Origin of the sequence: Candidatus Mycobacterium wuenschmannii (assembly GCF_030252325.1) — a bacterium.
Taxonomy (GTDB): domain Bacteria; phylum Actinomycetota; class Actinomycetes; order Mycobacteriales; family Mycobacteriaceae; genus Mycobacterium; species Mycobacterium wuenschmannii.
Genome location: NZ_CP126981.1, coordinates 2,076,424 through 2,088,417, shown reverse-complemented (window position 1 = coordinate 2,088,417; position 11,994 = coordinate 2,076,424). Strand labels below are relative to the sequence as shown.

Here is an 11,994-nt window from a genome sequence, read left to right as displayed (position 1 = left end):
ACATTATCATCATCGTTCCGCAACATCCAGATCGGGTCACGGGGGACTGAGCTCTTGCCATGCGTCGACTACCGCAGCGGTGGTGGTCACGGTGGTCAGCAGTGCCAACGTGTTGTCGATGATGGACTCGGCGTATTCCCGCGGATATCCACTCACCGCGTCGCGCGGCAGCACAAACTGGTAGCTGCGATTCACGGCGTCCATCACAAAGTTCTGTATTGCGATGTTGACCGAAACTCCAACGCCCACAATCGTCTTGATGTTCATGTTCCTTAGGACGGAGTCGAGATCGGTACCGGTCATGGGCCCGACGCCATGGGTCCGGGTGAGCACCAGGTCAGTGGGCGCCGGACCGAGCTCGGGCAAAACGGACGCGCCGGGACTACCGGGAGTCAAGTCCGCGGCGAAGGACTTGCCCGCCATGAACAACCGGGCATTGGTGTTCGACCCGCGGTTGTCGGACCGCTTCTCGATGAGGCAATGCACGACGGCAACGCCTGCCGCCCTGGCGGCCTCGACCAATGCGGCGATGTTCGGAATCGCCTCGCGGCGAGCCTCTTCGGCAAGGAACGGTAGGCCGGCCTGTGGGCCAATAACCCCACCCTGGCACTCCTGAGTCACCAGCGCGGTAGTGGCGGGGTCGAGAAGGTCTTGCAAGCGTGGTTGCGGCATGAGAACACACGTTATCGTGTGACGCAAAAGCTTGTTCCAGATGAACCTTTGTGTGAGGAGGCCGGGTGGAGGCATGGGAGCTCGATGTTCGCGAGTCGGTGCGTCAAACATTGGCGGATTACACCGCGGCGACCGACCGCTTCGATCTTCACGCGCTAGCCGGGTGTTTCGACACCAGGGGCGTGCTGGAATTCACCGGCGGCGCCGAGCCTCTCACGGGTCCCGCGGAAATCGAAGCGGGTCTGGGTGCCGCAGTTACCCAGCCCGCGGGCTCTGGGCGACCAGTGCCGACGCATGTCCGGCATCACGTGTCGAGCGTCCGGTTCGGGAAAGTGGATCGCGACCGGGTCGAGGTCAGTAGCTACTTCGCTGTGCACACCGACATCGGGCTCGACCATTGGGGCCGCTACCGAGACGTGCTCGTGCCGGTGGAAAGCCGGTGGCTGTTCGCACATCGCCGTATCGCAGTGGACGCCTTCGCCGCCGACACCCTGATGGGCTGACGGCGGGTCACACCGTGATGAACTCCTTGGCGAAGGCGCGGGAACGTTCGATCACCTCGGTGCGGTCCGCTCCTGGCGGCGCGATCGTCAGCCACGTCACTCCAGCGGCTGCCAGCTTGGCAATGGTCGCATGTCGTTCGTCTGCCGACCTGTTGTCGTCCAACAGGTTTCCCGCGGAGAAGCAGATGTCCAGCGGTTCGGTACGGCCGATGTCGCTTGCGTAGCGCCGTGCCCAGGCGATCGCGAGTTCCAGATCCTCGATCGTGGAGATCTCCGCGGTACGCGAGGCTGCGGCATAACCGAACGTGTTGAACGGCGCCCATCCCTGAGCGCGCGACACGGCCCGTCGAACGGCAGGCTTGCTGTTGCCGCCGACCCAGACGGGCGGAGGACTGGCCGGTAGGGGTCGCAGACGAACACCGCGCGCGGCGAATGACGTTCCCTCATAGGCAATATCGGCACCGGTGAGTACCTGGTCCAGCACGTCGAGTGCCTCATCGAGCAGGGCGCCGCGGGTGTCGAAATCGATTCCCAGCGCCTTGAACTCGGGTTTGAGATATCCCGCAGCAGTACCCAGGATAAGCCGGCCGTTCGACAGCGCGGCGAGACTCTGAATCGATTTCGCGCCGAGAAACGGGTTGCGGTAGGCGGCAATGTAGACGTTGGTCAACAGCCTGACGTCGGTGGTTGCCGCGGCTGCGAAGGCCAACGCGACGAATGGATCGAGGGCGTGGTGACCACCATGGTCGAGCCACTTCGCGTCAGGTGCGGGGTGGTCGGTCACGTGGACCGCCGCGAACCCGGTCTCCTCGGCCACACGCGCAATGTCGGCGATGGCGCCGGCGGTGACGAATTCCTCCACCGCTTCGACACGCTGGGTGGGCAATTCGAGGGAAAACGAAATGGTCACAAGGATCCTTTCACTTCGGAGACGAGTGCGGCGAGGCGTTGGGCGTGGCTATCGGGGCTGCCGTAGATCAGCTGGGTCGCCTTGGCGCGTCGGACGAACAGGTGGGCATCGTGTTCCCAGGTGAAGCCGATGCCGCCGTGGATGCGCATGTTGTCGAGTGCGGCCTGTAGGAGGGCTTCCGAACAGGCCATTTTCGCGACTGATGCGGCCGTCGCGAGCTCCTCAGGTTCGGCCGAGTCGGCAATATCGGCGGCGTGCGATGCGGCCGAGCGAGCGCCTTCTACCTGGATCAGCATGTCCGCACAGCGGTGTTTGATCGCTTGAAAGCTGCCGATCGGCCGGCCGAACTGAATCCGGCTCTTGGCATAGTCGACGGCCATGTCGAGGCATCGTTGTGCCGCACCCACCTGTTCGGCCGCCAGCGCCACGATGCCAAGGTCCGAGGCGCGCGCCAGGAAGTCTGCTGCGCCACCATCGGTTCCGATTATCTGCGCGCTCGCGTTGTCGAACTCCACATGGGCGACCTTGCGGGTGCGATCGATTCCGGCCAGCGGCGTGCACGTGACCCCCTCCGATCGGGCGTTCACCGCGAACAGCGAGATCCCAGCGGGCGTATTGGCCACCGCCAGAACGATATCGGCGGTATGACCATCGATGACCAGAGGTGCCTCGCCGTGGATCCGGTGACCGGCGCCGTCTCGGTCAGCCCGCAACGTCACCGCCTCGGGGTCCCAGACGTCGAGGTGACCATTCAGGATCAACGTCGCGGTAGTCGAGCCGTCCACGAATCCGGGAATGAAGCGTTCGGCGGCTGTGTCGTCGCCGCTGGCGAGGATGGCTTGTGTAGCCAGGCCCACGGTGGCGTAGAAGGGGGAGCACAGCAGGGCGCGCCCCATCTCCTCGAACACCACCGCCAGCTCGGCAACGCCGGCCCCGGCGCCGCCCCAACGTTCAGGAACGGCGATGCCATGCAGGCCCAACTCGTGGGCCATCTTCAGCCACGCCGCCTCGTCGTAACCGGCTTCGGTCAGCATCAACTCGCGGACGGTCTCGCTCGGTGACGTCGCGGTCAGGTAGTCGCGCACCACGCCGCGGAGGTCGTCGATATCAGTCATTTGTTCGTTGATCTCGTTGTCCATCAATGGCTTTGATAGCTTTGAGCCTTTCAGTCGACGGTCGTGGTGCGCGCACAATGCGGCCGCGGCCGTCCTGCCGTCCACAACTCACGACACTGCCGGCGGATTCCTGGCATCGAGGCCCGGGATGGTCATTGCCGAATGAGGATAGTATCTTTTTTGAAATTAGAGAATAAGCATTCTCGCTGAAGGAGCGACGCGGTGACGACGAAACTCGAATACGGCATCTTTGACTGCGACACCCACTGCTACGAGCCGCGGGACGCATTCACCCGCTATCTGCCGGAAAAGTTTCGGGATCGCGCCATCACGACGGTGCGCGGCGCCGACGGAGTCGAGGTGATCCTTGCGGGGCACCGCGTCGCGACCTTCAACAGCGAAGGCGGTCTGGGCCTGGATGTCGCCTACCGGCCCGGCTCGCTCAAGGAGATGCTCCGGCAGATGGGGTCGGGTAACCCCGAGGAGAACTACGAGCCGCAGCCCATGCAACCGGAATTCGTGTCGCGCGTCCCGCGCCTGTCGGTGATGGCGGAGCAGAACATTGACCGGATGGTCATCTATCCCAGCGGTATGGCGTTGGCCGCTGAACACTACGTCGACGACACCGAAGCGCTGTATGCGAACCTGCGCTCGTTCAACCGGTGGTTCGATGAGGAGTGGGGCTTCAACTTCGACGGCAAGATCTTCGCAACGGCTCTGCTGTCGCTGCGTGACCTGGATTCTGCGATCGCCGAGACCGAGGCGATCATCGCCCAAGGCGCGAAGTTTGTGATGCTGCCAACGGGTCCTGCCTACGGTCGATCGCCGGGCGATCCCTACTTCGACCCTATTTACGCACGCCTGCAGGAGGCCGGTTGCGTCCTCGTTTACCACATCATGCCGTTCTGGTATTTCGACGCGATTTCACCCGCGTGGGGACAGAACTCCGACCCGGCGTCGTGGCATATGTCGGCGTGGCAGTGGATGAACATCTATGGGCAACGACCGATCGAGGACACGCTGTCCGCACTGATCTTTGACAACCTCTTCGGTCGCTTCCCGAACCTCAACGTCCTGGTCGCCGAGCACGGAGCGGAATGGGTGCCCTTCTTCGTTCGGCACATGGACAAAAGTCGCGGTATGGGCCGCAATGGTCCGTGGATCGGCGGGAAGCTGACCGAGCGACCGTCGTCAATTTTCCGCCGGCACGTCCGTGTGGTCCCCTATCCCGAGGACGACATCCCCGCGATCGTCTCGAGCATGGGATACGACGACTGCCTGGTTATGGGGTCTGATTACCCGCACGCCGAAGGCATGGCCGAGCCCGCAGACTTCGTCAAGCTGCTCGATCCACTGGACGACGCCGCTAAGCGGCGGATCATGCGCGATAACGCCGAGCAGTTGCTCGTCCGAGGCTGACGGCCGCATGGCAGGCGAGGACTCACTTGACGTCGACCTCGACCTCTTGAGGTTGTCGGCGCGCGAATTTCTCGCCGAACGGGGGGAGCGGGGCACCGTCAAGGACCTCGCGGCCATGGACTGGACCGGCTTGCTCGTCGACGAGGAACTTGGTGGTGCTGGGTGGCGCCCGGTCGAGACGTGCGTCGTGGCCGAGGAATTGGGGCGAGCGCAAGACGCTTCGGCATGGTTCGGCACCACGATGGGCGCCGCTGCGCTTGCCTCAGCGCCGGAGCAGGTCAGGGAGCAGCTATTGCCTGGCCTGCTGGCCGGCAGCTCATCCGCGGGTTTCGCGATCGCTGATGACCACGCGCGCGTCGTCCGCGGGGATCAGCTGGACCTCGTTTTTGTGTTGGATCCCAACGGAATTCACCTTCTCGGTGAGCTCACTCCGGGGCTATTCGCGCTGGATGACGATCTGCTGGATGTCAGTAGGACGGTGTGGCGCACCGACTTCGACCTCGCACCCGGCGAGGTGATCGGGTCGCCCGAACGGGCTCACGAGTTGCTCGGGGTGGCGCAGCTGCTTATCTCCGCTGATTCCATCGGGGCCGTGTCGATGACTGTGGAGCGGCTTACCGCCTACCTCAAGGAACGGGTGGCCTTCGGCGCCCCCATCGCCAGTTTTCAAGCAATCCAGCATCGGCTCGTCGAGCTATTGGTCTTCGTGGTCAAAGCGCGAGCTGTCGTGATGCGGGCGGCACGTGCGATCGCCATCGCGGACGTCAGAGCAACCGCCCTGACGGCGGCCGCACACGCCTTCGTCGCGGCGAAATCCATCGCCGCCGTGGATGAGTGCATGCAGTTGTCCGGCGGAATCGGATTCACGTGGGAGTACCCACTGCACTACGAATTGCGACGGGTGTTCACCAACTCGCATCTGATCGGTACGGCGCGTTCCAGTCGAGCCGCATTGGCGAAAGAGTCTGGCTGGTGAGCGCTTTCAGTATTCGCCCGTCCGAAGCTGAGTTGGCCGACTTCAGAAGCAAGGTCAAGACGCATATCGCCGAGCACGCACCGGCGATCGAGGCACGTGAAGGACACCGGGCACCGGAAACCGCCGAACAGGAAGCCCTGCTGCGCAGGTGGTTCGCGGGCCTGTTCGACGCTGGCCTGGCGGGCGCCGACTGGCCGGTCGAGCACGGCGGCCGCGCTGACTACCATCCGCTGCAGGACCGGGTCGTGAGCGAGGAGATTTTGCGCGCCCGCGCGCCGCGGCCGGTCGACCAGGTCAATCTGGCCGCACACGTGCTGCTGCATTTCGGTTCCGAGGAGCAGAAGCGCAAGCTGTTACCGCTGATCCGCTCCAGTCAGCACGTCTGGTGTCAACTGCTCAGCGAACCCGACGCCGGCAGCGACATCGCCGCGGTCCGCAGCCGTGGCGCACTGCAAGACGACGGTGCCTGGCTCATCGACGGGCAGAAAACCTGGATTACCGACGGTCACTGGGCTGATATGGGCCTCGCCTTGGTCCGCACCGACCCGGCATCCTCACGTCACCACGGGCTGTCGGTGTTCACCGTGCCGCTCGATGCAGAGGGTGTCGAGATTCGCCCGATCCGCACGGTCGGCGATGCTGTCGAGGTCAACGAGGTATTCCTCACCGGAGTCCGGCTCGGGGCCGAGAACCTGATCGGTGAGGTGGGTCAGGGCTGGTCAATCATCATGGCGGGACTGGACTTTGAACGATTTGGCATCGGCGGCAACGTGATTCTGCTCGAGCTGCTGATCGATGATCTGGTCGCGGTCGCCCGCCACGCCTACATCGACGACGAGCCTGCTTTGGAGTCCGCCGACATCCGCCAGAAGGTGGCCGAGTTGGCCGTCGAGGTCGAGGTGGCAAAGGCTTTCATCGATGATCATGTGGAGCGGATGACATCGGGTGACGAACAACCGGGTGACGGCTCGATCGCGAAGCTGAGCTTCGCCGAGACCTACCATCAGGTCGCGGCGTACGGCGCAGAACTCGCAGCGTTCGCGACAGCGGTAGGGGATAGCGCACCCGCCGTGCAGGCGGCCAAAAAACGGTTGCGCGAATGCTGGCTGTGGTCGCGCGCGTATACGATCTCCGGTGGTAGCTCGGAGATGATGCGCAATATCCTCGCCAAGCGCCGACTGCAATTGCCGAGCCAATGAGTCCAACTCCTGCCGAGCCCACCTACTGGTCTCTGGTCGAAACCGCGGCGCAGGCGCATCCGGACAGAGTCGTCCTCGCCGATGACTATGGGCGCAGTCTCTCGTGTGAACAACTGCGGCAATCGGCAACGACGTGTGCTGCGGCGCTGGCGACCCAGGGGATCGGCGCGGGCACCGTCGTGTCCTGGCAACTGCCAACCACCCTGGAGACGATGGTGGTCATGGTCGCGCTCACGCGTCTTGGCGCGGTGCAAAATCCAGTGCTGCCGATATGGCGCGAAAACGAGTTGCGCTATGTGACAGCACAACTCGACACTGAGTTTCTCATCGTGCCCGGAGCTTGGCGTAATTTCGACTACACCGCCCTCGCGCAACGGCTCGCCGACGAGCGGCCGATGAGGGTCACCGTCATTGACCACGAGACACCGATCACCGGGGACCTGCGGCTGCCGACCGGCGACCCAGCAGCGCTACCGCCGGCGCCGAGCAGCGGCGAGGAGCCGCGCTGGATCTACTATTCGTCGGGCACGACGGCGGCGCCGAAAGGCGCGCGGCACTGCGACCGCTCAGTCCTTGCCGGCTCAGCCGGGGTCATCGGCATCGTCGGTGCGTCCAGCAGCGACGTCAATCCGATCGCGTTTCCGGTGTCACATATCGGGGGTGCCGCCATGCTCGCCGCTGGGCTGCACACCGGCATGCGGCTGGTGCTCTTCGACTCGTTCGACCCCGTAGCGACACCTTTCGCAATTGCGGCACACCGGCCCACCCTGCTGGGCAGCGCAACCCCGTTCTTCGTCGCCTTCATGGCAGCGCAGGCCGAGCACGGCGACACACCGTTGTATCCCGCCCTGCGGGGCTGCGTTGGTGGAGGAGCCCCGATTACCGCTGAGCTGGGTCATAAAGTGCGGCAGACATTTTCAGTGGACGGCGTGGCCAACGCCTGGGGTTTGACCGAATTCCCGGTTGCTACCTCTCAAGCGCCCAACGGCCCGCCGGAGCTGCTGGATCACACCGTCGGCAAACCGGTGCCAGGCGTGACGGTCCGTGTCGTCGACGAAGCCGAGCGGCCCGTCACGCGGGGAGAAGTCGGCGAGTTGCGGCTCAAAGGCCCGCAATGCTTCCTCGGATACGTGGACACAGCGCTGGATGCCGGGGCGTTCGACGTCGACGGTTGGTTTCGCACAGGCGATCTCGGTCACGTCGACGAGGACGGCAACATTGTCGTCTCGGGGCGAATCAAAGACGCGATCATCCGCAACGCAGAGAACATTTCGGCACTGGAGATCGAAGACGTGCTGGCCGGTCACCCAGCGGTCGCCGACGTCGCGGTCATAGGTGTGCCCGATGATCGGACCGGGGAACGTGTCTGCGCGGTCGTTGTCGCACACCCACAGACAACCCTGACGATCTCGTCGATCTTCGAACACTGCCAGTCCAGAGGGCTCAGCAAGCACAAGACTCCGGAACGACTCGAAATCGTCGACGCGTTGCCCCGCAACCTCACCGGCAAGGTGCTCAAGACCGAACTACGGGCCCGGTTCGGGAGTCGTTGACCCGCAATCACCACCAGTTCAAAGGATGTGACGGGAGGCGCGAGCCTGGCGGCTTCCCGTAGCGAGGGTCGCAACGCTCTAAGTCTACTGGCCAACGGCGGGGTGCCAGGGATGCAAGAAGCCTATGAACAGGCGTGCCACCAGCACGGCCACGCGCCGGGGTTCGTGTTGATCCCTGACCGCGACGCTTCAACCAATTGCTTTGTCGCCGAAGATGTTGACGCCGCCTGGGACGAGATCGGCAAGTACCTCTTACACAACGCGATGGCGTATTCCCAATGGAATCCCCTTAATACGGTGTCCGCCAACATCACTCACGCTAAGACTGTCGACGAGCTGCGACGCCAGGCGACCACGCACGTCATTCTGTCAATCGAGCAGGCCGCCGAGCGCGTCGCCAGCGGCCAGGTCATCAACCTCTCACCGCTGTGTGGGGGGATACCACCAGATATCGTTTGGCCGTACCTCAAGCGATTCGCCGACCTCGCTTAGAGTCCGATGAGTTCCTTGAGGTTGCCGCCCATCACCCGGGCGGTGGTGGCCGCAGGCAGCGCCGCGAGTTCCTTGACGAAATCGACCGGGTCAGCGAGACCTTCCGGGTGCGGGTAGTCCGAACCGAACATCACACGATCCGCGCCGAGAAGGTCGACGAGCTGCGACATGTCCTCCTCGTGGAACGGATTTATCCACACATGCCGACGGAAGACGTCGCTCGGGTGCTCGCTGAAGTCGTACGGGCGTTTGCGGTGCACGCGGTCGAATACGTCGAGCAGGCGATGCGCCCACGAACCGCCGTTCTCGACGACTCCGATGCGCAAGCCCGGGAAGCGCTCGAACACCCCGTGCGCGATGAACGCCGCCAAGGTGTCGAAGATGTTGCGGCTCTCCTCGTAAATGAAACCCCGCAGCTTGCTCAGCGCGAAGCCGTTGAACTCGGCGGCATCCTCCCAGTCGTCGACATAGCGCTCATAGCCCGAGTCCGAGTTGTGCATCTGCACCGAGATGCCCGACGACTCGACCAGTCGCCAAAAGTCGTCGAACTCGGGTAGCGCCGCCGAACGTGATGGCCCGTCCTCCCGCGGTACTGGTGCCGGCCGGATCAGCACCGTCTTGGCGCCGTTCTCGAGGCACCAGTCGAGCTCCTGCACACCCCGTGCCGGATCATTCAGCGAAATCGCGGGCACCGGGAAGATCCGGTCCTGATAGTTGAGCGTCCATTCGTCGAGCAGCCAGCGGTTGAATGCGTGCGTGATTGCGTGGGTTAGTTCGGTGTCGGATTTGGTCCGTTCCTCGAGCATCCCCGCCGTAGTCGGGAACATGACCGCACCGTCCACACCCTGACGGTCCATAAGTGCCAAGCGCAGGTCGGGGCGCCGATACTCATCGGGGCAGCGGATGGGTTCAGCCAGCTCTCGCAGCGTCTTTCCTTCGGGGTTGATGCCGCGGAAGTAGTCCGACCACGCGCCTGGGGAGGGGATCACCTCGAAGGTCGGGTTGGGGATGCACTCGGTGACGACACCGAGAATCTGCAGCTTCGTGCGGCCCTTGACGTCGATGAATTTCAGCGCCTCAGAATATTTTTCCGGCAGATACCGGGTGTAGGCGTCGATCGTCTCGTACATGTGGTTGTCGGAATCCCACACTTCGAAGGCTCTCGTCTGGGTCATCGTCGGTCCTTTCGGGTAGCTGTCTCTGCCCCCAACAGTGTTATGGGTGCCCACGCATCGTGCGCTCGACAACCCAAGGGAGTGACTAGTGATGACGCCGCTATCGCAAAATGAGAGGGAACGTTCTCGAATCAAAAGTTACTGAGAATGGCGGCCGATCGCAAGTTTGGTTCGGAACGCTCACTGCTTGCGTTCGCCGGGGCCTTAGAGGTTGGTGAAGTGGCCACCGTCCACCCCGATAGTCTGGCCGGTCAGGTACCGGGCGCTCGGCCCCACCAGAAAACTGATCGCCGCTCCAATGTCATTGTCCGGATCGCCTATTCGGCCCAAGGGGATGCGTCGTTTGAGCCGCTCTTCCATTGCCGGTTCTGCTTCGATCGCGGAGGTCATCGCGGGCGAATACGCAAGGGGTGAGATGACATTGACGGTAATGCCGTGAGGTCCCCACTCGCGAGCGAGGCTCTTCGCGAAGCCGCGCAGCGCGCCCTTCATCGTGGCGTACAACGGCAGTGTCGCGCTGCCTTCGATACCGGCGGGAGAGGTCATCACCAGGTATGTTCCCCTCCGGTCACGCAGAGCCTCGAAGCCCGCACCAGCGCAGTGGTAGGCACCTGCCACCGACACGCTGAAGTGGTCCCGCCACAGGGCTTCATCGACGTCCTCAAGTCGGTGTGGCTGGCTCGACGCGTTGCTGGTGGCGTTGTGCACCAGCGCATCCAGCCGACCGGTATCGGCGATGGCCATCTCGACAGCGCGGGTTACCGAGTCCAGGGCGGTGACGTCGCAGCGGACCCAGGTTGCTCGATAACCCGAGTTTGTGAGCTGCGCGGCGACCTCGTGCCCGTTGTCCGACCGGGTACCGACAAAGACGTGGGCGCCGTCGAGGGCGAGGGCGCGGGCTATGCCCTGGCCAACACCGCGGCCGGCTCCGGTAACCAGCACCGTGTAGTCGTCTAGCGTCACGGCAGCATCACCGCTCCACCATCAACAATGATCGTCTCACCTACCACACCCGCGACCTCGCGCTTGAGCAGGAATCTCGTGGCCTCAACGACCGATTCGATGATTTTGTCGTCGTCTGGAACGGCGGCCGCGGTCACGTGAGCGGCTGATGCGCTCAACCTAGGCGCGACGAGGTGCAGCGGCATGGCAATCAGGTTGACGATCACATCTGCATGAGCCCACTGGCGCGCAGCGGATTTGGCCATCGCTCGTATCCCCTCGAGAGCCGTAGCCCACGGGACAAGGTGTGGCCCGCCGGTCATCCCGACCGACGGTAGTACCAGAACGATCCGCCCTCCGGCCTGCCGCATCGATGCGTAGGAGCTCTGCAACGCGGTCAGTGCGCGTCGCATTGGTTGCTCCGCGAAACGGCGCCAGTCAGCCGCGCTAAGCGTCGAGAGGTGGGTCGGCTCGAGCATCGGATCAACGCACACCACGATGACAACGGAATCGGTTCCCGGCGGAATCAATTCGTTGACATCGTGGACGACCGTCTTGAGGCTTGCTGCGATCGCGCACGACACGGTCTCACTGTGGCCGATCACATGAGGTGTCGTCATCATCGCCGGGCTGCTAGGGATTCGGAGCTGGAGTCGCCCTGTCCTGCCGCGCAATTCGCTCATCGTGGATCTTGATGAGTTGGCGAAAGCCGATTCGGTCGTAGCGCGGGCGGGGTTGGATTCCCCAGTCGTCTTTCGCGGTGTGCTGGCCCGCCGCTTCGGGTGGGCCACCGAAAGGTGGGCCGCCGATCGGATAAGGCTGGAGACACTCCAGCGTCTCGTTCGAGTAGCGGACTTTGAGCAACTCGCTGCAGATCTGGGTGAGGGACAGCGTGGGCCACCCGTACCAAACGGCGATCGCCGGCACAGTGAGCGAACCTTCGATCACCAGACCGAAAAGGCAGACGTACAGACCTCGCTTCAACCACTTGTGCATCCGCGCCCATACCGGCGCCGTACCGGCCGGCAACGACTCGGT

The 11,994-nt window shown here is 63.6% G+C and carries 13 protein-coding genes; 6 read left to right on the top strand and 7 right to left on the bottom strand.

The annotated features are described in order from the left end of the window. Window positions 1–36: 36 nt before the first annotated feature. On the bottom strand, window positions 37–672 hold the full coding sequence (locus tag PT015_RS09925) for an isochorismatase family protein (RefSeq protein ID WP_285190446.1): 636 nt from the start codon (window positions 670–672) through the stop codon (window positions 37–39). A 65-nt stretch (window positions 673–737) separates the two neighbouring features. Between PT015_RS09925 and PT015_RS09920 the strand changes: the two genes are divergently transcribed. Further along, window positions 738–1,175 carry a nuclear transport factor 2 family protein gene (locus PT015_RS09920; protein WP_285190444.1) on the top strand — a complete coding sequence of 146 codons (438 nt, stop codon included), beginning with the start codon at window positions 738–740 and terminating at the stop codon, window positions 1,173–1,175. Between the two features lie 7 nt (window positions 1,176–1,182). Here the strand turns inward: PT015_RS09920 and PT015_RS09915 are convergent, their stop codons facing one another. Both PT015_RS09915 and PT015_RS09910 read right to left on the bottom strand, forming a co-directional pair. Continuing rightward, on the bottom strand, window positions 1,183–2,085 hold the full coding sequence (locus PT015_RS09915; protein ID WP_285190443.1) for a TIGR03619 family F420-dependent LLM class oxidoreductase: 903 nt from the start codon (window positions 2,083–2,085) through the stop codon (window positions 1,183–1,185). Then, window positions 2,082–3,224 (bottom strand): acyl-CoA dehydrogenase family protein, encoded by a 1,143-nt coding sequence (locus PT015_RS09910; protein WP_285190442.1) that lies wholly within the window; start codon window positions 3,222–3,224, stop codon window positions 2,082–2,084. The genes PT015_RS09915 and PT015_RS09910 overlap by 4 nt, the downstream gene beginning before the upstream one ends. Before the next feature lie 198 nt (window positions 3,225–3,422). Here PT015_RS09910 and PT015_RS09905 point away from each other — a divergent pair, with 198 nt between their 5' ends. From PT015_RS09905 to PT015_RS09885, 5 genes are all read left to right on the top strand, one after another. Beyond that, complete coding sequence (locus PT015_RS09905) at window positions 3,423–4,619, top strand: amidohydrolase family protein (RefSeq protein ID WP_285190441.1); 1,197 nt, start codon at window positions 3,423–3,425, stop codon at window positions 4,617–4,619. Window positions 4,620–4,626: 7 nt separating this feature from the next. Next, window positions 4,627–5,595: an acyl-CoA dehydrogenase family protein gene (locus tag PT015_RS09900; RefSeq protein WP_285190440.1), complete on the top strand. Its 969-nt coding sequence runs from the start codon at window positions 4,627–4,629 to the stop codon at window positions 5,593–5,595. After that, window positions 5,592–6,794, top strand: coding sequence for an acyl-CoA dehydrogenase family protein (locus tag PT015_RS09895; protein ID WP_285190439.1), 1,203 nt, complete (start codon window positions 5,592–5,594; stop codon window positions 6,792–6,794). The genes PT015_RS09900 and PT015_RS09895 overlap by 4 nt, the downstream gene beginning before the upstream one ends. Continuing rightward, complete coding sequence (locus PT015_RS09890; protein WP_285190438.1) at window positions 6,791–8,347, top strand: class I adenylate-forming enzyme family protein; 1,557 nt, start codon at window positions 6,791–6,793, stop codon at window positions 8,345–8,347. Before PT015_RS09895 ends, PT015_RS09890 begins: the two co-directional genes overlap by 4 nt. A gap of 111 nt (window positions 8,348–8,458) precedes the next feature. Continuing rightward, entirely contained in the window at window positions 8,459–8,839 is a 381-nt protein-coding gene (locus PT015_RS09885) for a hypothetical protein (RefSeq protein WP_285190437.1), read from the top strand. Here PT015_RS09885 and PT015_RS09880 read toward each other — a convergent pair. The 4 genes from PT015_RS09880 to PT015_RS09865 form a co-directional block, all read right to left on the bottom strand. Continuing rightward, on the bottom strand, window positions 8,836–10,014 hold the full coding sequence (locus PT015_RS09880) for an amidohydrolase family protein (RefSeq protein ID WP_285190436.1): 1,179 nt from the start codon (window positions 10,012–10,014) through the stop codon (window positions 8,836–8,838). The two genes, PT015_RS09885 and PT015_RS09880, sit on opposite strands and share 4 nt — an antisense overlap. 204 nt (window positions 10,015–10,218) lie before the next feature. Continuing rightward, complete coding sequence (locus tag PT015_RS09875) at window positions 10,219–10,956, bottom strand: SDR family NAD(P)-dependent oxidoreductase (protein ID WP_285191034.1); 738 nt, start codon at window positions 10,954–10,956, stop codon at window positions 10,219–10,221. 17 nt (window positions 10,957–10,973) lie between these two features. Beyond that, a complete protein-coding gene (locus PT015_RS09870) occupies window positions 10,974–11,579 on the bottom strand; it encodes an SDR family oxidoreductase (protein WP_285190435.1) in 606 nt (201 codons plus the stop codon). Window positions 11,580–11,589: 10 nt separating this feature from the next. Next, window positions 11,590–11,952 (bottom strand): hypothetical protein, encoded by a 363-nt coding sequence (locus PT015_RS09865; protein WP_285191033.1) that lies wholly within the window; start codon window positions 11,950–11,952, stop codon window positions 11,590–11,592. Between the last annotated feature and the right edge of the window lie 42 nt (window positions 11,953–11,994).

Excerpts from the sequence above, each read along its gene's own strand:
- PT015_RS09890 (WP_285190438.1), top strand. The coding sequence starts at position 6,791 with ATGAGTCCAACTCCTGCCGAGCCCACCTACTGGTCTCTGGTCGAAACC.
- PT015_RS09885 (WP_285190437.1), top strand. The coding sequence starts at position 8,459 with ATGCAAGAAGCCTATGAACAGGCGTGCCACCAGCACGGCCACGCGCCG.
- PT015_RS09900 (WP_285190440.1), top strand. The coding sequence starts at position 4,627 with ATGGCAGGCGAGGACTCACTTGACGTCGACCTCGACCTCTTGAGGTTG.
- PT015_RS09870 (WP_285190435.1), bottom strand. The coding sequence starts at position 11,579 with ATGATGACGACACCTCATGTGATCGGCCACAGTGAGACCGTGTCGTGC.
- PT015_RS09865 (WP_285191033.1), bottom strand. The coding sequence starts at position 11,952 with ATGCACAAGTGGTTGAAGCGAGGTCTGTACGTCTGCCTTTTCGGTCTG.
- PT015_RS09880 (WP_285190436.1), bottom strand. The coding sequence starts at position 10,014 with ATGACCCAGACGAGAGCCTTCGAAGTGTGGGATTCCGACAACCACATG.
- PT015_RS09910 (WP_285190442.1), bottom strand. The coding sequence starts at position 3,224 with ATGGACAACGAGATCAACGAACAAATGACTGATATCGACGACCTCCGC.
- PT015_RS09925 (WP_285190446.1), bottom strand. The coding sequence starts at position 672 with ATGCCGCAACCACGCTTGCAAGACCTTCTCGACCCCGCCACTACCGCG.